Annotated in this window: 32 protein-coding genes and 1 other RNA gene; 28 read left to right on the forward strand and 5 right to left on the reverse strand. The window is 70.2% G+C overall.

Translation table 11 applies throughout. The annotated features are described in order from the left end of the window. Positions 1-14: 14 nt before the first annotated feature. Complete coding sequence (locus UN84_RS06045; RefSeq protein WP_046079678.1) at positions 15-650, forward strand: helix-turn-helix domain-containing protein; 636 nt, start codon at positions 15-17, stop codon at positions 648-650. On the opposite strand, the gene UN84_RS06050 is transcribed toward UN84_RS06045, so the two are convergent. The 5 genes from UN84_RS06050 to UN84_RS06070 form a co-directional block, all read right to left on the reverse strand. Then, complete coding sequence (locus tag UN84_RS06050) at positions 569-1,480, reverse strand: N-acetylmuramoyl-L-alanine amidase (protein WP_046079677.1); 912 nt, start codon at positions 1,478-1,480, stop codon at positions 569-571. The two genes, UN84_RS06045 and UN84_RS06050, sit on opposite strands and share 82 nt — an antisense overlap. 3 nt (positions 1,481-1,483) lie before the next feature. Next, positions 1,484-2,227: a DUF3307 domain-containing protein gene (locus UN84_RS06055; protein WP_046079676.1), complete on the reverse strand. Its 744-nt coding sequence runs from the start codon at positions 2,225-2,227 to the stop codon at positions 1,484-1,486. Further along, a complete protein-coding gene (locus UN84_RS06060; RefSeq protein ID WP_046079675.1) occupies positions 2,224-2,871 on the reverse strand; it encodes a hypothetical protein in 648 nt (215 codons plus the stop codon). Before UN84_RS06060 ends, UN84_RS06055 begins: the two co-directional genes overlap by 4 nt. Before the next feature lie 140 nt (positions 2,872-3,011). Next, positions 3,012-3,551, reverse strand: coding sequence for a hypothetical protein (locus tag UN84_RS06065; RefSeq protein ID WP_152662873.1), 540 nt, complete (start codon positions 3,549-3,551; stop codon positions 3,012-3,014). A 17-nt stretch (positions 3,552-3,568) separates the two neighbouring features. After that, positions 3,569-4,051 carry a helix-turn-helix domain-containing protein gene (locus UN84_RS06070; RefSeq protein ID WP_082090920.1) on the reverse strand — a complete coding sequence of 161 codons (483 nt, stop codon included), beginning with the start codon at positions 4,049-4,051 and terminating at the stop codon, positions 3,569-3,571. A gap of 163 nt (positions 4,052-4,214) precedes the next feature. On the opposite strand from UN84_RS06070, the gene UN84_RS06075 reads away from it, so the two are divergent. The 27 genes from UN84_RS06075 (at position 4,215) to UN84_RS06205 (ending at position 17,265) form a co-directional block, all read left to right on the forward strand. Continuing rightward, a complete protein-coding gene (locus UN84_RS06075) occupies positions 4,215-4,511 on the forward strand; it encodes a helix-turn-helix domain-containing protein (RefSeq protein WP_046079673.1) in 297 nt (98 codons plus the stop codon). A 106-nt stretch (positions 4,512-4,617) separates the two neighbouring features. Next, positions 4,618-5,100 carry a hypothetical protein gene (locus UN84_RS06080; protein WP_046079672.1) on the forward strand — a complete coding sequence of 161 codons (483 nt, stop codon included), beginning with the start codon at positions 4,618-4,620 and terminating at the stop codon, positions 5,098-5,100. Beyond that, positions 5,097-7,082 (forward strand): transposase domain-containing protein, encoded by a 1,986-nt coding sequence (locus UN84_RS06085; protein WP_173834970.1) that lies wholly within the window; start codon positions 5,097-5,099, stop codon positions 7,080-7,082. The genes UN84_RS06080 and UN84_RS06085 overlap by 4 nt, the downstream gene beginning before the upstream one ends. Positions 7,083-7,167: 85 nt before the next feature. Next, positions 7,168-8,136, forward strand: coding sequence for an AAA family ATPase (locus UN84_RS06090; RefSeq protein ID WP_052719374.1), 969 nt, complete (start codon positions 7,168-7,170; stop codon positions 8,134-8,136). Beyond that, on the forward strand, positions 8,133-8,444 hold the full coding sequence (locus tag UN84_RS06095; protein WP_046079669.1) for a hypothetical protein: 312 nt from the start codon (positions 8,133-8,135) through the stop codon (positions 8,442-8,444). The genes UN84_RS06090 and UN84_RS06095 overlap by 4 nt, the downstream gene beginning before the upstream one ends. Continuing rightward, complete coding sequence (locus UN84_RS06100; protein ID WP_046079668.1) at positions 8,441-8,938, forward strand: hypothetical protein; 498 nt, start codon at positions 8,441-8,443, stop codon at positions 8,936-8,938. Before UN84_RS06095 ends, UN84_RS06100 begins: the two co-directional genes overlap by 4 nt. After that, positions 8,935-9,669, forward strand: a complete 735-nt coding sequence (locus UN84_RS06105; protein ID WP_046079667.1) for a DNA glycosylase AlkZ-like family protein — start codon at positions 8,935-8,937, stop codon at positions 9,667-9,669. The genes UN84_RS06100 and UN84_RS06105 overlap by 4 nt, the downstream gene beginning before the upstream one ends. Further along, a complete protein-coding gene (locus UN84_RS06110) occupies positions 9,666-9,905 on the forward strand; it encodes a hypothetical protein (RefSeq protein WP_046079666.1) in 240 nt (79 codons plus the stop codon). The genes UN84_RS06105 and UN84_RS06110 overlap by 4 nt, the downstream gene beginning before the upstream one ends. Beyond that, positions 9,895-10,431: a host-nuclease inhibitor Gam family protein gene (locus UN84_RS06115; RefSeq protein WP_152662871.1), complete on the forward strand. Its 537-nt coding sequence runs from the start codon at positions 9,895-9,897 to the stop codon at positions 10,429-10,431. The genes UN84_RS06110 and UN84_RS06115 overlap by 11 nt, the downstream gene beginning before the upstream one ends. Continuing rightward, positions 10,428-10,619: a hypothetical protein gene (locus tag UN84_RS06120; RefSeq protein ID WP_046079664.1), complete on the forward strand. Its 192-nt coding sequence runs from the start codon at positions 10,428-10,430 to the stop codon at positions 10,617-10,619. The genes UN84_RS06115 and UN84_RS06120 overlap by 4 nt, the downstream gene beginning before the upstream one ends. Further along, a complete protein-coding gene (locus UN84_RS06125; protein ID WP_046079663.1) occupies positions 10,616-10,840 on the forward strand; it encodes a hypothetical protein in 225 nt (74 codons plus the stop codon). The genes UN84_RS06120 and UN84_RS06125 overlap by 4 nt, the downstream gene beginning before the upstream one ends. Further along, positions 10,839-10,908, forward strand: an RNA gene (locus UN84_RS06130) — hammerhead ribozyme type II. Before UN84_RS06125 ends, UN84_RS06130 begins: the two co-directional genes overlap by 2 nt. 9 nt (positions 10,909-10,917) lie before the next feature. Then, positions 10,918-11,619 (forward strand): DUF7168 domain-containing protein, encoded by a 702-nt coding sequence (locus tag UN84_RS06135; RefSeq protein WP_046079662.1) that lies wholly within the window; start codon positions 10,918-10,920, stop codon positions 11,617-11,619. Further along, positions 11,616-12,023, forward strand: coding sequence for a hypothetical protein (locus UN84_RS06140; protein ID WP_046079661.1), 408 nt, complete (start codon positions 11,616-11,618; stop codon positions 12,021-12,023). The genes UN84_RS06135 and UN84_RS06140 overlap by 4 nt, the downstream gene beginning before the upstream one ends. Then, positions 12,020-12,559, forward strand: a complete 540-nt coding sequence (locus UN84_RS06145) for a gp16 family protein (RefSeq protein ID WP_046079660.1) — start codon at positions 12,020-12,022, stop codon at positions 12,557-12,559. Before UN84_RS06140 ends, UN84_RS06145 begins: the two co-directional genes overlap by 4 nt. A gap of 25 nt (positions 12,560-12,584) precedes the next feature. Beyond that, a complete protein-coding gene (locus UN84_RS06150; protein WP_046079659.1) occupies positions 12,585-13,043 on the forward strand; it encodes a hypothetical protein in 459 nt (152 codons plus the stop codon). Next, entirely contained in the window at positions 13,040-13,435 is a 396-nt protein-coding gene (locus UN84_RS06155) for a hypothetical protein (RefSeq protein WP_046079658.1), read from the forward strand. The genes UN84_RS06150 and UN84_RS06155 overlap by 4 nt, the downstream gene beginning before the upstream one ends. Beyond that, a complete protein-coding gene (locus UN84_RS06160) occupies positions 13,435-13,827 on the forward strand; it encodes a Mor transcription activator family protein (RefSeq protein ID WP_046079657.1) in 393 nt (130 codons plus the stop codon). The genes UN84_RS06155 and UN84_RS06160 overlap by 1 nt, the downstream gene beginning before the upstream one ends. A gap of 165 nt (positions 13,828-13,992) precedes the next feature. Next, positions 13,993-14,337, forward strand: a complete 345-nt coding sequence (locus UN84_RS06165; protein ID WP_046079656.1) for a putative holin — start codon at positions 13,993-13,995, stop codon at positions 14,335-14,337. A gap of 1 nt (position 14,338) precedes the next feature. Next, a complete protein-coding gene (locus UN84_RS06170; protein WP_161796814.1) occupies positions 14,339-14,515 on the forward strand; it encodes a hypothetical protein in 177 nt (58 codons plus the stop codon). After that, complete coding sequence (locus tag UN84_RS06175) at positions 14,512-15,153, forward strand: transglycosylase SLT domain-containing protein (protein WP_046079655.1); 642 nt, start codon at positions 14,512-14,514, stop codon at positions 15,151-15,153. Before UN84_RS06170 ends, UN84_RS06175 begins: the two co-directional genes overlap by 4 nt. After that, a complete protein-coding gene (locus UN84_RS06180; protein WP_046079654.1) occupies positions 15,144-15,527 on the forward strand; it encodes a hypothetical protein in 384 nt (127 codons plus the stop codon). The genes UN84_RS06175 and UN84_RS06180 overlap by 10 nt, the downstream gene beginning before the upstream one ends. After that, positions 15,524-15,898, forward strand: a complete 375-nt coding sequence (locus UN84_RS06185) for a hypothetical protein (protein WP_152662870.1) — start codon at positions 15,524-15,526, stop codon at positions 15,896-15,898. The genes UN84_RS06180 and UN84_RS06185 overlap by 4 nt, the downstream gene beginning before the upstream one ends. A gap of 40 nt (positions 15,899-15,938) precedes the next feature. Further along, a complete protein-coding gene (locus UN84_RS17530) occupies positions 15,939-16,091 on the forward strand; it encodes a TraR/DksA family transcriptional regulator (RefSeq protein ID WP_442908410.1) in 153 nt (50 codons plus the stop codon). Continuing rightward, entirely contained in the window at positions 16,088-16,429 is a 342-nt protein-coding gene (locus UN84_RS06195) for a hypothetical protein (protein ID WP_152662869.1), read from the forward strand. Before UN84_RS17530 ends, UN84_RS06195 begins: the two co-directional genes overlap by 4 nt. After that, positions 16,426-16,722, forward strand: a complete 297-nt coding sequence (locus tag UN84_RS06200; RefSeq protein ID WP_046079651.1) for a VpaChn25_0724 family phage protein — start codon at positions 16,426-16,428, stop codon at positions 16,720-16,722. Before UN84_RS06195 ends, UN84_RS06200 begins: the two co-directional genes overlap by 4 nt. Positions 16,723-16,725: 3 nt before the next feature. After that, on the forward strand, positions 16,726-17,265 hold the full coding sequence (locus UN84_RS06205; RefSeq protein WP_046079650.1) for a DUF3486 family protein: 540 nt from the start codon (positions 16,726-16,728) through the stop codon (positions 17,263-17,265). The last annotated feature ends 3 nt before the right edge of the window (positions 17,266-17,268 follow it).

A 17,268-nucleotide genomic window follows, 5' to 3' on the forward strand; every position in this document is an offset into this window, starting at 1 on the left:
ACCGGGAGAGGCCGATGCAGGAGATCTCGCAGCACATTGCCGAGCGGCTCAGGACGCTGCGCCGCGCCGAGGCCTGGAGCCTCGATCGCACCGCTCGGGAGACCGGCGTCAGCAAGGCCATGCTGGGCCAGATCGAGCGCGGTGAATCAAGCCCCACGGTGGCGACGCTGTGGAAGATCGCCAGCGGCTTCCGCGTGCCGTTCTCGAGCCTGTTCGAACCCGAGGCCGTCGGCGAGGGTGATGACGCGACCGGCGCCGCGCGTCAGGCCGCGCCGGCCTCCAAGGGCGATGCCGCCGGCATGGCGGCCGTGCCGCTGTTTCCCTTCGACCCCGCGCTCGGCTTCGAGCTGCTGGTGGGGACCCTGGCCGCGGGCGCGGTCAGCGAGTCGGCGCCCCACGCCCCGGGCGTGGTCGAGCATCTGGTGGTGGTCGAGGGCGAGCTGGAGGTGCGAGTGGACGGCGTCTGGCGGCGTCTGACGGCGGGCGAGGGGCTGCGCTTCGGCGCCGATCGGCCCCACGCCTATCGCAACCCGGGCCAGGGGGCGGCGCGCTTCCACGACGTCATCCACTATCCCCGCGGTGCTGGTGTCTCTCCGGGCGACGGGATTGGCGAGGCCAGCTCGGGATCGGACAGCGCCTCGGGGCGGTAGTGAGCGAGCAGCGCCCACAGCCGAGCGGCAGTGTCGGCGTCCGGCCGGCCGCGATGGTCGGCTGGCCGATAGCGCATCTGGAAGGCTCGCAGCGCGCCTCGGGTCGCGCCATCGAGCTTGCCGCTCGGTGTGACCGCATAGCCCCAGGCCGCCAGCGCCCGCTGCAGGGTGGCGAGCGGCGGCGGGCCCGCGGCGAAGAGCCGACGGTAGCGGGCCAGGTCGGCTTCCAGCGGCCAGGTGCCGATGCCGGCCGCGTACAGGCGCCGCCAGGGGAAGGCCGGTCCCGGATCGATCTTGCGCGTGGGCGCGATCTCGGCGTGGCCGAGCAGATCGGTGGGGGCGATGTCGTGGCGCGCGATCAGGTCCCTGAGCAGGGCGATCAGTGCCGTGATCTGGTCGTCGGGGAAGGGCGCCCAGTTCACCTTCGAGGCGGTCTCGATGGGCGTGCGATCCGGCCCGGCGTTGACCAGCTCGATGCCCAGCGAGCTGTCGTTGAGGTGGGTGCGGCCCGCCCAGGCGCTGGCACCGGCGTGCCAGGCGCGGCGCGATTCGTCGACCAGGCGATAGACGCGCGGCGCGCCGAGATCCCGGCCGGACTGGCGCGCCACCAGATAGTGGGCGCTGACGCGGGGCCCGGTGAGAATCTCGAGCGAGGTCGCCTCGTCCTCGTCGGTGTAGTGCAGCACCAGAAAGCGTACCCGGCTGGAGTGGGCGCTGGACGGGTGGCTGTCGTCGATCGCCACGCCGGTGGGCTCGACGAGGCGTTCGCCGCCGGCGCAGCCGCCCAGCAGCAGGGCGAGCACTAGATAGGGCAGTTTCCCGAATCGCATGGCTCAGGCCGTCCAGGGCAGCTGGCGCACCGCCAGACCCAGCGCCAGGGTGGCGGTGACGCTGAGCAGGGTGCCCAGCAGCACGTACTCGGTGAGCTTGCGGTCGCGGCGGGCGCGCAGATCGCCGAAGCGCAGCACCGACTTGGCGGTGAGCAGAAAGCCCACCGCGGTCAGCTCGTCGAGCAGCACCAGGGTCAGCACCAGCAGCCGTTCGAGCATGCCGATGCGAGCCCCGGCGGCGACCAGGGTGCCGGGGTCGGTGACCTCCTCGCTCCAGGGGCGCATGGTCAGCGCGATGGCGATGGCCATGGGGCGGGTGACCAGCAGGTAGGCGAGGGCGTGCGCCATCACCTCGGGGCGGCTCAGCCAGTCGGCCGCCGCGGCGAGCGGTGCCAGGCTGCCCAGCGAGGCCAGCCAGACGCCGACCAGCACGGTCAGATGCAGGGCCTGATCGAGCAGAAACCAGCACAGCCGCCGCGGGTCCAGATGCGCCTTGCCCAGGTCGATCAGCGCGTGGCTGGCGGCGATGGTCACCGACCAGGCCGCGGCGGCGAGCGGATCGATGCTGGCGACGACCAGCACCGCCAGGGCCAGCAGCCCATGGATCCCGGCATGCAGGTAGAGCACGCCGGCACGGGCCTTGTCGCGCTGGCGTGCCTCGACCCAGCGTCGCGGCTGGAGCAGGAAGTCGCCCACCAGGTGAGCGATGATCAGGGCGAACAGCGTCGTCAGGGCCGTGGCGGTCATGGCGTCGCCTCCTCGCCGGCGAGCGAGGCGCGGACATGCGTCAGGGTGTCGGCCAGCAGGGCCCAGCGGGCGGCGCGCAGCCGCTTGTGGACGCTGGGCTGGCGAATGCCCAGCCGCTCGGCCAGCGCCTGCTGGGTGAGATCCTCGGTCAGACGCAGGCCGACCGCCTCGGCGGCGCGGGGCGACCAGTCGGCCAGCAGGGCATCCAGATGGCGGATCAGCAGTGCCTCGCAGGAGCCCTCATCGACGTCGGTATGCCGCAGGGCGAGGTGCGTCTCCGACGCATTCAGCGCGTCCAGTGCCTGGCCGGAGGCGACGAAGACCGGGCCATCGGCGGAGGCCAGCGCCTCGCCGGGCCGCCAGTCGTCGTGCCCCACCGCGACGGCGAGCCGGGCATCCCAGCGGTGTCCGGTCTCGGAGTGCGCGATCAGGGCGGCACGCAGCGCCACGGCCGCGTCCAGGGCCGCCTCGGCCCGGGCGATGGCGAGCTGGAAGCCGTCGCCGCGATAGCGCTGATAGTCGCCCTCGTGGCGCTCGGCGAGGCCCGCCAGGGTCGTCTCGAGCACTCGGTGGAGGCGTGGGCCCTCTTCGAGGCGGCGCGAGTCGATGATGTCGCCGGTGATGACGGCGAGGCGTGTGGCCATGGGGGCTCCCGAGGACGGCGGTCATGCCTCAGGATAGATTCTCGAGGCTATTTTTCAATGTAATAGCCTCATAAGGCTATATTTAGGCGCCTCACGCCTCACGCCTCACGCCTCACGCCTCACGCCTCACGCCTCACGCCTCACGCCTCACTGAGGGGAGACAAGGAGTATGGGACATAGGGGGAAGTGGGATTTGGTGGCAGCAAGGAAGACATAGCGGGACGGGAAATGCGGCGTGGCGCGGGCTGGCGAGCAGTGGCGCGGCGCGGACGGGCTGAACGGGACGGGCGGTGATGGTTTGGGACAACGGGCCGCCGAGGGGCAGATAGGCCACATGAAGTGAGACGGGCGCCGCGATGGCGCCCGTTGTGTTTAAGGGCGTTCAAAGCATCCGGCGAGTAATCGCCCCATACCCACTGTTTAAGGGCCAGCACCTGGCGGCGCAGCCAAGCCACCTCCGAGCACGTCATGGCGCCGCACGGCTGCCGGGCCTGGCGGTCGCTGCCCTCGTCTTCCTGCCGATCCTTCCTTTCGACGTTGCCACCGATCACCACCGTGCCGGTGTTGTTGACGATGTCGCCAATGCTGATGTGGGTCGAGCCCCTGCCGGCGCCGTCCTGGCGGCTGTCGTCCTCGTCGGCTATCGCCTCGTCGATCTTCTTCAGCAAGTCGTCGATCACTGCCTTCCCCCCTGCGTCTATCTGAATGCCGCCAGCTCTATGACGTTGTCCAGGCTGGCTTCGTCCATCGGCTGTTCCTGCCGGATATAGAATTCGTACACCAGGCGCACGATGCGCGCGCGGGCCTTGGGCGACAGGTCCGGGCGGCGCTTGTCGATCAGCGCCAGCACCTTCAGGGCGATCTCCTCCAGGGCGTCGAGGTCGGCGTCGGGGCGGCCCAGCTCGGCCGGCGGCTCGCCGCCCTCGGGGTCGCCTTCGCCCGTCGCCAGCCATCCCACCGACACGCCTGCGACTCTGGCCATTTTCACCAAGGAGGTGACCTGTGGCTCAGACTTCCCGTTTTTCCATTTGTTGATCACGGACGTGGATACGTCAGCCTTGTAGGCCATGCTCGTAGGGCCGCCGGCACGATCTATGGCCACCTTCAGGCGATCGCAAAACGCGTCAACCTTCCCGGCCTGAACATTGACCTGATCACTAGAAGAAGTTTGACGCGTCATAGTTATCTATAACCTCTTGATATTCAGTTATTTTCCCGTCTTTATCCACGTTCGTGCACTCCTTTTGAACATTGACGCACTCTGTTTGTGTTGACGTGATCCACGTTCGTGGCTCAGTATGTAGCCATGACGCAACACACATGCACCAAGAGAGCGTTGGCACATGACCAAAAGCAGCAGTCCGAAAAAAGCCGCCCTCAAGGACTGGCACCGCGCAGACATTGTCGCGGAGCTCCGTAAGGCCGGCTGGAGCCTGCGCCGCCTGGCGACGCATCACGGCTATGCCTCTCCGACCACCCTGACGAATGCGCTGGCCCGGCCCTGGCCGAAGGGCGAGCGGATCATCGCGGAGGCGATCGGCATTGACGCGGCCACGATCTGGCCGAGCCGCTATCACGCCAAGGGTACCACTGGCGCCCGCAAAGGGCATCGGGATACGAACCGTCGAAACGCTGCATAAGACCGCCCTCATTCGTCGTTCGAGTTGAGCGTAGGCCGCCGACCCAGGCCCGCCTAGACACAAGATGCGACGACGTTTGGAGGCCCCTGAAAGAAGGAGGGTGCAAATGACGCGCAAGCGCTGGAAGCCAACCACCCCGCAGACCATGCAGCACGCGATCCGCCTGTGCCTGGACTATGCGCTGCACAAGCACAACCGGAGCGTGCCGCGAGTGGCGGACCTGATCGGCACCACCGAGTGGACCGTCTACGGCTGGATGAAGGACGGCTCGATCCCGAGCAAGCGGATCCGCCCGTTCGAGTTCGCCTGCGACGCCACGTTCGTGACGCAGTACATCGCCGCCAGCGCGCAGAAGCTGGTGATCGACATCCCCGCCGGGCGAGCCAGCAACCAGGACGAGCTGCTCGATCTGCAGAACCGACTGAACGATGCCGTGGCGCTGCTGACGCGCTTCTATCGCAGCGAGGCCGAGGCGGCCGACGTGCTGCACGGCGTCACCCAGGCCATGGAGCAGCTGGCCGGCCACCGGGAGAACGTGCGCAAGCACGACGCCCCGGAGCTGGCGCTGTTCGAGGGAGCGGAATCATGACGCGGGAATGGTACGCCCCCAAGGAGCTGGCCGGCCTGCCCGGCATGCCCGACACCCACAGCGCCGTGGTGCGCCGGGCCAAGCGTGACGACTGGGAGAGCCGTCGCCGTGCCGGGCGTGGCGGTGGCCGCGAGTACGCCTTCGACTCGCTGCCGACCGAGACCCAGGCCGCGCTGCTCAAGCAAGCCCAGCCGGCCGCACCGGCCCGCCCGGCCCCGCGCCGCAGCGCGAGCCCGGCGGTGGTCGACCGCGAGAGCCTGTGGGCCGCCTACGAGCGCCGCCCCCAGGGACTGAAGGACGAGGCCGCCCGCAAGCTGCAGGTGCTGCAGGCCGTGGAGCGGCTGGTAGAAAGCGGCACCGGACGCTCGCGGGCCATCCAGGAGACCGCCAAGGCGTTCGGCGAATCGCGCTCCACGCTGTACCGCTGGTTCAAGGACGTGAAGGGCGTTGATCGGGCCGACTGGCTTGCCGCCCTGGTACCGGCCTACACCGGCCGCAGCGCGGGCGCCCAGTGCAGCAGCGAGGCCTGGGAGTTCTTCAAGGTTCAGTACCTGCGCCCCGAGGCGCCGAGCATTGCCGCCTGCTACCAGTGGACCCAGGACGCCGCCCGCCAGCACGGCTGGACGATGCCGAGCCAGCGCACCATCACCCGCTGGGTGGACCAGATTCCCACCACCACCCGGGTGCTGGCGCGGGAAGGCGAGGAAGCGCTGATGCGGCTCTACCCCGCGCAGCAGCGCACGGTGCGCGACCTGCACGCCATGTACTGGCTGAACGGCGACGGCTACAAGCACAACGTTTTCGTCCAGTTCCCGGACGGCACCATCGACCGCCCCAAGACCTGGTTTTGGCAGGACGTCTACAGCCGCCGGATCGTCGGCTTCCGTACCGACCGCACCGAGCACACCGACATGATCCGCCTGGCCCTGGGCGACGTGCTGGAGCGTTTCGGCATCCCCGAGCACGTGACCATCGACAACACCCGGGCCGCCGCCAACAAGTGGATGACCGGCGGGGTGAAGACCCGCTACCGCTTCAAGGTGAAGGAGGAAGACCCGGTCGGCCTGATGCCGCAGCTGGGCATCCAGGTGCACTGGACCAGCGTGTTCAAGGGCAAGGGCCACGGCCAGGCCAAGCCGGTGGAGCGCAGCTTCGGCGTGGGCGGCCTGGGCGAATACGCCGACAAGCGCTACGAGCTGCGCGGCGCCTACACCGGCCCCAACCCCATGGCCAAGCCGGACAACTACGCCGAGCGCGCCATCCCCTTCGAGACGTTCTGCGAGGTGCTGGCCGACGCCATCCGCCAGTGGAACGAGAAGGCGGGGCGCCGCACCGAGATCTGCGACGGCCGGCTCTCCTTCGCCCAGGCGTTCGACGAGAGCTACCAGCGCAACGCCGACAGCATCCGCCGCCCGACCAGCGCGCAGCGCCGCATGTGGCTGCTGGCCGCCGAGGCAGTGACGGTGCAGCGCGACAGCAGCCTCTCGCTGAAGGTCGGCAGCGGCCCCAACGGCAAGAACCGCTACGGCAGCGACGCCCTGATCGAGCACATCGGCCGCAAGGTCGTGGTGCGCTTCGACCCGGACGCCCTGCACCAGGCGGTGCACGTCTACCAGCTCGACGGCCGCTACATCGGCGAAGCCGAGTGCCAGTTCGCCGTGGGCTTCGGCGACAGCCGCGCCGCCCGCGAGTGGGCCCGCAACCGCACCCAGCGGACCAAGGCCGCCAAGCACCAGGCCGAAGCCGAGCAGCGCATGAGCGCCATGGAAGCCCTGGACTACCTGCCCGATCCCGAGCCCGAGGACAGCGCGCCGCTGCAGACCGGCGTGGTGCGCGGCAGCTTCGGCGAACGCAAGCGCGTCGCGGGCAGCGACCTGGTGCAGGACGAGGACGTGGGCGAGGCCGACAGCGCCGCCGAGAAGTACAGCTGGGATTCGATGGTGAAGGGCAGCTTCGACCAGTGGAAGAAGCGCCAGATCTAGGCAGGAAGGCCCCGGGAGTCAGCACCTCCCGAGGCCTGCAGCAACGGGCCCGAGGGCCCATCACAACGCAAACGGAGTGTATCAGATGAGCGATAGCAAGGTGACCCAATTGGACAAGACCCGCGGAGCGCACGACGAGGCCCTGATCAGCGAGGTGCGCGGCATCATGGAGGCCGAGAGCCTGTCGCAGACCGCGCTGTCCCAGCTCACCGGCGTGGGCAAGGCCCGCCTGAGCCAGTGGCTGAACGGGGTTTACAAGGGGAATGTGGCGGCCGTCGAGACCGACGTGCGCCGCTGGCTGGAGAGCCGCCAGGCCTCCGCCGCCCTGGAGGGCCAGATGCCCACCGCCCCCGAGTGGGTGGAGACCCCGTCCGCCCGGGCCGTGCTCTCGGCGCTGTCCTTCGCGCAGATGGCCGAGGCCGTCTCGGTGATCTACGGCGGCGCCGGGGTCGGCAAGACCACCACGCTCGCCCGCTACCGCGACCAGGCCCCCAACGTCTGGGTGGTCACCGCCACCCCCGCGGCCTCCGCGCCCGGCCCGATCCTGGCGCGCATCGCCCAGGTGCTGGGCATCCGCGCCTCCGGCGCCGTGCACGTGGTCGAGGCCAACATCATCGAGCGCGTCAGCGAGACCCGCGGGCTGCTGGTGATCGACGAGGCCCAGCACCTGACCCACCGCGCCCTGGACGCGATCCGCTCGATCCACGACGCCGCCGGCATCGGCCTGGCCCTGGTCGGCAACGAGATCGTCTACAGCCAGCTGACCGGCGGCAGCCGCAGCGTCGGCTTCGCCCAGCTGTTCAGCCGCGTGGCCAAGCGGGTGCGGCTGTCGCGGGCCAAGGACGCCGACGTGACCGCGCTGCTCGAGGCCTGGGGCATCGCCGACAAGGAATCCCGCCAGCTGTGCCTGGGCATCGGCCGCCGCCCCGGCGCCCTGCGCGGCCTGTCGCAGACCCTGCGCCTGGCCAGCATGTTCGCCGCCGCCACCGGCGCCGCCCGCCCCAGCGCCGAGCATATCCGCGACGCCTGGCAGGACCTGGGAGGTGAAGCGTGAACGCCCCGACCGTGATCCCCGGCCCGCATCACCCCGACCTGTTCGGCGGCGAGACGCCGCAGCAGTGCTCGCCCAACGACCTGGCGGCGTACCGCGTGGGCGTCGCCCCGGCCGGCCACCGCGAGGTGCGGGTGGTGCTGGAGCTGGCCGCCTTCACCGCGCCGCAAGCCTGCCGCCGCGCCGAGGCCATCGTGCTGGGGCGCGAGCCGGCCGGCGAGCTGGAAACCGTGAGCCTGGAGCGCCTCGAGCGCCCCGTGACCGCAGACGAGAAGCGGGCCTACCTGGCCCGCCACGGAGGTGTCGCATGATTTACCCCGACGAGACCCTGGACTACTACGCCGACCGTTTCATGCTGCTGGGTCTGTCCCGCGCGGGGCTGACTCTGGCGCAGTACTTGGCCAATCCCGAGCGTTCCGAACGGCTCGGCGAGTACACCCGGCTGCGCCTCGAGCGCCACGGCGTGTCGTTCCGCCAGTTCCTCGCCGATCCCGAGGCCGGCCGTCGGCAGGCCCTGATAAGAGAGCCGCTTCTGCAGGCGCAGCATGCCGCATCCCTTCGCCTGTGGGCCGCCCAGGACACCGGCCTGTCGCCCCGCGGCGCCTGCTACGACGCCACGCCATCCATCCCCCTGCAGGACCAGGCCTGGCCCGACCTGGTCGCCCGCTGGCGCGCCGAGACCGACGCCGCCGAGCGCCCGGTCGCTCACCTGCCGCAGCGCAACGGCGCCGCCATCGAGCCGCTTCGCCATCACCGCCACCCGCGCAGCGGGGCCGCCGACTTCACCCGGAGGAAGGCTCAATGAAGGTATTCGCTTCCCAGGACGACCTCGACATCGCCCTCGAAAACGAGATCCGCGAGATCCTCGGCCGCGCCGCCGATCCGCTGACGCTGACCGAGATCTACGCCCACACCACCCTGGCCGAGGGCCGCCACAGCGTGGCCTCTCGGGTGTCCTCCATGGCCCAGCACGGCGCCCTGGTGACCCACCCGCACGGCGACGGGCGCCGCTACAGCCTGCCGATGCTCGCCCAGGGCGAGGACGTCGCCCCGCCCACGACCATCAAGGGGCGCGTGGAGGCGCACCTGGCGCACGTCGGCAAGCCGCTGTCGCTGCGCCAGATCGCCGACAACCTGCGCCTGGACCGCAAGGCCGTGACCCGTGCGCTCAACGCCCTGGGCCGCGCCGATCGGGTCGCGAAGATCCAGCTGGAGCGGGGCCGCGTGGCGTGGCAGACGATCGACGCCGAGCGCCCGGTGCCGGCCACGCCCGAGCCGGTCGCACCCGAGCAGGCACAGCCCAGCATGCAGCAGCTGATCGCGGATCTTCGCCAGGCCAGGGGTGGCCCCTCGGCCAGCCTCGAAACCAGCGACGAGGCCGCCGCCGAGCCGGTGTTCGCCCTGGCCAGCGACGGCAGCCTGACCCTGTGCGCCCACGAGACCGAGCTGCTGCTGGACGCCGACGAGACCGAGGCGCTGATGGCCTACCTGGCGCCCTGGGTGATCAGCCGCCACGCCGACAGGAGATCCGCATGACCGTACTGCAACGCCTCGCCAGCCTGGAGCAGATCGGGCAAAGCCCGGTCGCCCAGGTGCTGCAAGACATGGGCGCCCTGGGCGCCAACCAGGTCGCCATCACCGTGCGCGACGACAGCGACACCGTACTGGGCGGGCTGGTTTGCCTGCACGGCCCCAACGCCCAGCGCTACATGCAGGCCATCGACGCCGTAACCCGTGAGATCGAAGCCGAGGAGCAAGACCGTGAACAGTGAGACCCCCATGGAAACCGTGAACAAGCGCGCCGAGGACTACGCCGCCGAGCGCGACCGCCTGTGCCAGCTGGTCGAGACCCTGGAGCGCCAGGTGGAAGACGCCAAGCGCCAGGCCCTGCCGGAGATCCGCGACGCCGTGCGCCGCACCAGCGAAGCCCACGACCGGCTGCGCGCCTCGGTCGAGGCCAACCCCGAGCTGTGGGAAGGCAAGCGCCGCACCGTGGTGATCGCCGGGGTGCGCGTGGGCATGACCAAGGGCAAGGGCAAGCTGACCTGGGACGACGCCGCCCAGGTGGTGAAGCTGATCCGCCGCCACTTCCCCGACCAGTCCGAGGCGATGATCCGCGTGCGCGAGGAGCCGATCCGCAAGGCCCTGGCCGAGCTGACCGTGACCGAGCTGAAGCGCGTGGGCGTGACCGTCGAGGAGGCCGACGACCAGGTGGTGATCAAGCCCACCGACAGCCAGGTGGACAAGCTGGTGGCCAAGCTGCTCGAGGACGCCGAGCGCTTCGAGGAGGCGGCATGAACGAGGTCGCCGCGCGCTGGAGCTCGCGCAAGTTCTGGTCGGCGATGGCCTGGCAGGCCGTGATGGTCTGGCTGCTGATCGCCGGCCACCTGCCGGTCGAGGTGTTCGAGACGCTGACCTGGCTGCTGCTGGGCGGCTACATCGCCGGCAACGTCGCCCAGAAATGGCTGCTCAAGGAGGCGTCATGACCCAGTCCGTGATCATTCGCGTGCGCCGCGCCAGCGGCGATGCCTATGCCGCCAGCGGCGGTGGTAAGCGTGCCACCTGCGCCTATAGCCCGATGGAGGCCGCCCGCCGCTGCGCCGGCAAGCACTACGACGAGCCCCGCCTGCAGCTGCTCGATCCCGAGCCGGACGACCGGGAGAAAGGCGTGCTGTACCGCTTCGAGGTGACGTCCGACAACCGCTAAGCGAAACGCCCCGCCCAGCGCGGGGCGTCTGCCGGGCGTGGTGGCCCGGCACTGATGAGCAGCCAACGAGGAAAGCCATGGACCGCAAGATCCTGGACAAGATCAAGAAGTGCTTGCGGCTGGCGCAGTCGAGCAACGCCAACGAGGCGGCCGCCGCGATGCGCCAGGCGCAGAAGCTGATGGAGATCCACGGCGTGACCGCCGATGACGTGGCCGTGAGCGACGTCGAGAGCCACGTGGCCAAGGCCGGCGCCGGCAAGACCCCGCCCAGCCACGTGGCCATGCTGGCCAACATGGTCGCGGGGGCGTTCGGCGCCGAGATCGTCTACAGCCCGCTGTACGACGGCGAGCGCTGGATCGGCCGCGTCGAGTTCTACGGCGTGAACGGTGCCGCCGAGGTCGCGGGCTACGCCTTCGAGGTGCTGGGCCGTCAGCTCAAGCGCGACCGCAACGCCTATCTGGCCACCCTGAACAAGCGCATCAAGCGCGCCACCAAGGTGCGTCGCGGCGACCTGTACGCCCAGGCGTGGGTGAATGCGGTGGCCCGCCAGGTGGTGCCGCACCAGCGCAGCGAGGCCGAGGACAGGACCATCGCCGCCTATCAGGCGAAGCGCTGGGAGGAGCCGCTGGAGACGCGCCAGGCCCGCGACAACACCAAGGGCATGCGCAGCCACGACATCGACGCCCTGCACCAGGGCCGGCGCGACGGCAAGAAGGTCAGCTTCCACCAGGGCGTGAATGGCCAGCGGCAGGCGGCGATCGGTGAGGTGGCGTCATGAGCAAGTGGCAGCAGCTCGAGGAGCGACTGCAAGGCGTGTTCGGCGGGGCGACGATCCTCGCCGATGGCCACGAGGTATCCCTGCAGAAGCGCCTCGACGGCGAGAAGCTGGTGATCCAGGTCGGTGTCGACGGCTGGATCAAGGGCGCCTGGACGGACGTCGACGACCAGGGCAACCCGACGCATCCAGAGGGGCGCTTCTATCGCCCCGTGCGCCGGCGCCTCTACCAGCTCAAGGAGTACAAAGAGCTTCGCAAGGTGTTCGGCAAGCGCAAGGCCGACGAGATGACGGCGCTTCGCACCATGATCGTCAGCCCCTACTGGAACAGCCCGCGCCCGCTGATCAGTCACCTGAAGAAGCACTTCCCGGATCTCGAGCTGAAGGCCGACGAGGTGACGTCATGATCAGCAAGAACAAGCTGGCCCAGATCCATATCGCCCGTCAGCAGCTCGGCCTCTCCGATGACGAGTACCGCGCCATCCTCGCCCGCACCGTGGGCGTGAGCAGCGCCAAGGAGCTGACGGACAGCAACGTCGGCCGGGTGCTCCACGAGTTCAAGCGGCTGGGCTGGAAGCCCAAGGCGCCCAAGCGCGCCGGCCGGCAGCCCAACACCCTGAACAGCGAGGAGATGCTGCAGAAGATCGAGGCGCAGCTGTGCGAGTTGGGTGCGTCCTGGGCCTATGCCGAGGCCATCGCCCGGCGCCAGACCGGCATCGCCAAGCTGGAGTGGCTGAAGACCGAGAAGCAATACCGCGGCGTGATCGCCGCCCTGGACGTCGAGCAGGAGAAGCGCGACCGGCTGGCGGCCATCGACCGCCACCTGGAGAAGACCGGCCAGACTCGCGACGCCTTCGCCGCCCAGTGCCAGCTGCCCCACGGCTGGGAGCGCAACCTGCTCACGCTGCGCGCCATCTGTGAAGGCCTCGAACGCCTCCGATAACCCCCGTTTAACCGCTGGAGAACCGATGGATATTCGCTGCCCCTGCTGCCACAGCCAGTTCAACCTGGAGCACGTCACCGAAGACGAGGCGCTGCGCGAGATGATGGCGCTGCTGGCCGACCTGCCGCGCGACGTCTCCCGGCCGCTGGTCGCCTACGTGGGGCTGTTCCGCGGCAAGACGCGGGCCACCGCCTACGAGCGGCAGCTGCGCCTGTCGCGGGAGGCGCTGGCCCTGGCCAGCGACACCAGCCTGGTCGGCGCGGCCATGTCCGAGACCGTCGAGGCGATTCGCGCCAAGCGCGAGAGCGGCCAGGACACCCGCCCGCTCAAGAACCACAACTACCTCAAGAGCGTGCTGACCTCGCTGGGTGCCCGCGCCGAGGCCAGTCAGGCGGTGGCCAGCGTCGAAGACGCCACGTCACGCAAGCCTTCCAGGGGCGTGATGCGTGCCCTCGAAGCAATGAACCGGGAGCGCCAATCATGAGCCGGACGCCTCAACCCATTCCGCAGTGGTTCCGTGACGAGATCTTCGACGGTCTGGGGCGGCTGCTGGTGCTGCGCCTCCCTGGCGCGCCCTGGGAGGAGGAAGCCGAGCACACCCAGAGATCCTGGACAGAAGCGTTGTGGGCCGCCCCCATCGGGTGGGATGCCGAACTCGACACGCATCGACTGCGTCAGGCCTTCACCCGTCTGGCCGGCCAGGTCAACCGCTGGCCGGCGCCTCGCCAACTGCTCGAACTGCTGCCGGACCGCCCGCAGCAGCCGCGCCTGGCCAAGCCGCCGATGAGCGAGGCGCAGCGTAAGAAGAACAAGGCTCGACTGCGCGAAATGATGACCGAGCTGGGCATTTCCTCACGCCGCAAGGAGAACCGCTGATGCTGGACGTTCGCGAGATCCAGGAGCTGCCGCAGTCGCTGACCGACGTGGCCGAGGCCATCGGCCTGGCGGCCACCCTGGCGTTGGTGGAGCATGCCGGCGGGGTGCGCATCTACGTGCCCGAGCGTCTGGGCGACGAGCACCGGCTGATCGACTGGCTGGGCCGCGAAGCGGCGGTCCGCCTGTCCGAGGCGCTGGCCATGGAGGAACTGGTGGTGCCGCGCTGCGCCGACGCCCTGCGCCGGGTGCGCAACCGCCAGATGCGCCTGGAGCGCGACCAGGGCGCCCGCCCCGCGGAGCTGGCCCTGCGCTACCGGCTCACCGAGCGCCAGGTCTACACCATCCTGTCCCGGGCCGACGACGAGGCCCGGGACCAGATCTCCCTGCTGTAAGCCCGGCTAGACCGCGCTGGCCGGGCGCGCTAACCTGCCTGCACTTCCCGCCCCGCGCCGCACCCCGCGGCATCCGCTGAAGCCCTTCGCCTGCATCTCACTTAGTCCCAGAAGGTACCGTCAGGTTTCACCGAGACCCGACGATCCCTACTGGAGACGGCCCCGATGTTCACCACCCTGATCGACAAGCTGCGCGCGCTGCCCTGGCTGCTGCTGGCCCTGATGGCCACCGCCGTGGTGGCATGGCTCGCCCCCTATCAGCTCGGCGTGCTGGTGTGGTCGTTGTCCAAGCTGGCCTTCGGCGCTTACCTGGGCTACTGGATCGACCGCACCATCTTCCACTACGCCCGCCCGCACGACTTCTTCCACATGGCCAATCGCCTGGCCGACCAGGATCTGCGCAACGGCGCCCGTCACCTGCGCCACCTGCGCCACCAGGCCAGCCTGGCGACCCTGCGCCGCGCGGCGGTGATGGCGGCCGCCATCCTGGCGCTGGGCCTGGGGGTCTGAGATGGCCGCCCACGGTGACAAGGCCCGGTCGCTCCTCGAGGAGGGGGAGCGGCTGGTCGCCGAGATCCACGCCCTGGAGGGCGAGCCGGCCCCGGGCCTGCGCCTGCTGACGCTCTACCTGCGCCTCGAGGACGTGGTGGCCCGCGTTCGCGCCCTGCAAGAGGAGGCGCCGTCATGACCACCAAGGAGCGCGGCGCCCTGGCGACGCTGGTGATCCTGCTGGCCATGGCCCTGCTGGCCGCCTGCGAGCGCGCCGCCGCCCAGGGCATCCCCGGCAACGCCGCCCACTACCAGCGCGAGCTGACGCGCATCGTGCAGCAGGAGTTCGGGCTGCCGGCGCCGGTGACGGTGCATGCCGCGCAGATCCACCAGGAGAGCGCCTGGCGCAGCGACGCCGAGAGCCCGGTGGGCGCCCAGGGGCTTTCCCAGTTCATGCCCTCGACCAGCGAGTGGATCGCCGAGATCTACCCCGACCTGGGCGAGGCCGCCCCCTATTCGCCCGCCTGGGCCATGCGCGCCCAGGCCCGCTACAACCGCTGGCACTGGCGCCGGCTGTCGAGCGCCGCCGATGGCTGCCAGCGCTGGGCCTTCGCCCTGAGCGCCTACAACGGCGGGCTGGGCTGGGTCTACCGCGACCAGCGCCTGGCCCGCGCGGCCGGCGACGATCCCGCCGTGTGGTGGGGCAGCGTCGAGCGCCACACCCGCCGCGCCGACTGGGCCGAGCGCGAGAACCGCCACTACGTGCGGCGCATCCTGCGCGAGCTGGTGCCGCGCTACGACCGCGCCGGCTGGCAAGGGGGCGAGCCATGTTCCTGAAGCTGTTCCGCCTGCTGCCCGGCCGCGTGTGGCTGATCGGCGCCCTGGTCGCTGCCGTGGTCGGTGGCTGGCTGTGGCACCAGACCGTGACCGCCCGGCTGGAGCTGGCCGTGACCGAGGCGCAGTTCGAGGCCGACTCGCTGCGCCGCGGGCGCGACGCCTGGCAGGCGCGCGCCAACCGCTACCGCGACGATCTGGTGACGGCGATCGCCGAGCAGGCCCATGCCGAGCGCGCCGTGCGCGAGCTGCAGGACAGCCTGGCCGAGGTCGACGAGCGCTACCGCGCCCTGCGTCAGCGCATCGCCCGGGCCCCGGCCGAGGACGACGGTCCGGTGGCCCCGGTGCTGCGCGACACCCTGGAGGCGCTGCCATGAGCCGCCACGCGCTCGTTGTGGCTGCCGGCATCATCGCAGCGGTCGGCATTGTCTGCTTTCCCGGTCGCGTCGCTCGATGGGCGGTACTGCCTTTACTGGCCCTGCTGCTGACCGCCTGCGCCAGCACGCCTGAGCCGCTGCCGGAGCCTCTGGCCACGCCGGTAGTATGCGCCCCGGGGCCGGGCATGACCGAAGACGAGGCCTCGCCGGACAAGCCGGCGGGGGAATACACCCAGCGCGACGTGGCGCGCTACGTGGCCGAGGTCCACCAGTGGGGCAGTCGGGGATGGACGAAACTGGCGCGCGTGCGCCAATGGAGCAGGGACTGTGTGGACCGAGCAGCAGTACGAGACGGCGGCCGCGCTGAGTGAGCGCGAGCGCGAGACCGCCCTGGAGGCGCATCGAGCGCGCATGGCCCGTGCCGAGCCATCGCCCGACGGGCGCTGCGAGGCGTGCGGGGAGTCGATCCCGGCGGCGCGGCTCGCCGCCTGGCCGACCGCGCGGCGCTGCGTGCCCTGCCAGGAAGATCACGACAAACGCCAATCACGCTACGCGAGGGAATGATGGGAGAAGCAATCGACTGGACGATGGCGCGCTTCCTGCTGGACGTGTCGCAGGTCGTCGGGCTGCTGGGCGTGTCGGCCTACGCCTGGTGGATCAACCGGCACCGCGCCACCGGCAAGGCCATCGAGCAGGCCAACGAGCGCATCGACGTGCTCGAGCGGCGCGTGGACGGCGTGGACCACGACCTGCGGCACCGGCCGAGCAGCGACGAGCTGCGCGACCTGTGGCGCAAGCTCGACGAGACCAACCAGGGGCTGGCCCACGCCGCCTCGACCAACGAAGCCCTGGGCAAGCAACTGAGCCTGGTACATCAACACCTGCTGGAGCAACGCAAATGAGCTATGAGCGCATCCTGACCGAGGACCGGCGCCTGCAGATGCTGCGCCTGCTGGAGCAATCCGCCGGCTACAGCGCCAACGCCATCCTGCTGGGCAACGCCCTGGAGGGCATGGGCCACGCCGTGAGCCAGGATCGCCTGGCCACCGACCTGGAGTGGCTGGCCGAGCAGGACCTGGTGGCCCTCGAGGAGATGGGCAGCGTGACCGTGGCCACCCTGACCGCCCGGGGTGGCGACGTGGCCGCCGGCCGCGCCCGCGTGCGTGGCGTCAAGCGTCCGATGCCGGGGGAGTAAGCCATGGCCCGCCGCAGCAGCGTCGCCAAGCTCGACCCGCGGATCCGCGAGAGCGTCGATCGCGCCATCCGCGACGGGCGAGCGACCATCGACCAGATCGTCGAGCAGCTCGACAACATGATGGGCGACGACGCGCCCAGCCGCAGCGCCGTGGGGCGTTACGTCAAGTCGGCCCGTCAGCAGATGCAGCGCTACCGCGAGGCCCAGGAGCTGGCCAAGGTCTGGGTGGGCAAGCTGGAGGAAGACCCGGACGGCGACGTCGGCCGCCTGCTGTCGGAGATGCTGCGCACCGTGGCCTTCCAGCAGCTGGCCAATGCCGGCGACGACGACGCCGAGATCAGCACCAAGGACATCATGTTCCTGGCCGGGGCGATCAAGGACCTGGCCAACGCCGACAAGGTGAGCATGGAGCGCGAGCTGCGCATCCGCAGCGAGGTGGCCAAGCAAGCCGCCGACAAGGCCGCCGAGGTGGCCAAGCGCGGCGGGCTTTCCAAGGACATGGTGGACGACCTGCGCCGCGAGCTGCTGGGCATCGCCAAGTAACCA

The organism is Halomonas sp. HG01, from assembly GCF_000968715.2.
Lineage (GTDB): Bacteria > Pseudomonadota > Gammaproteobacteria > Pseudomonadales > Halomonadaceae > Halomonas > Halomonas halophila.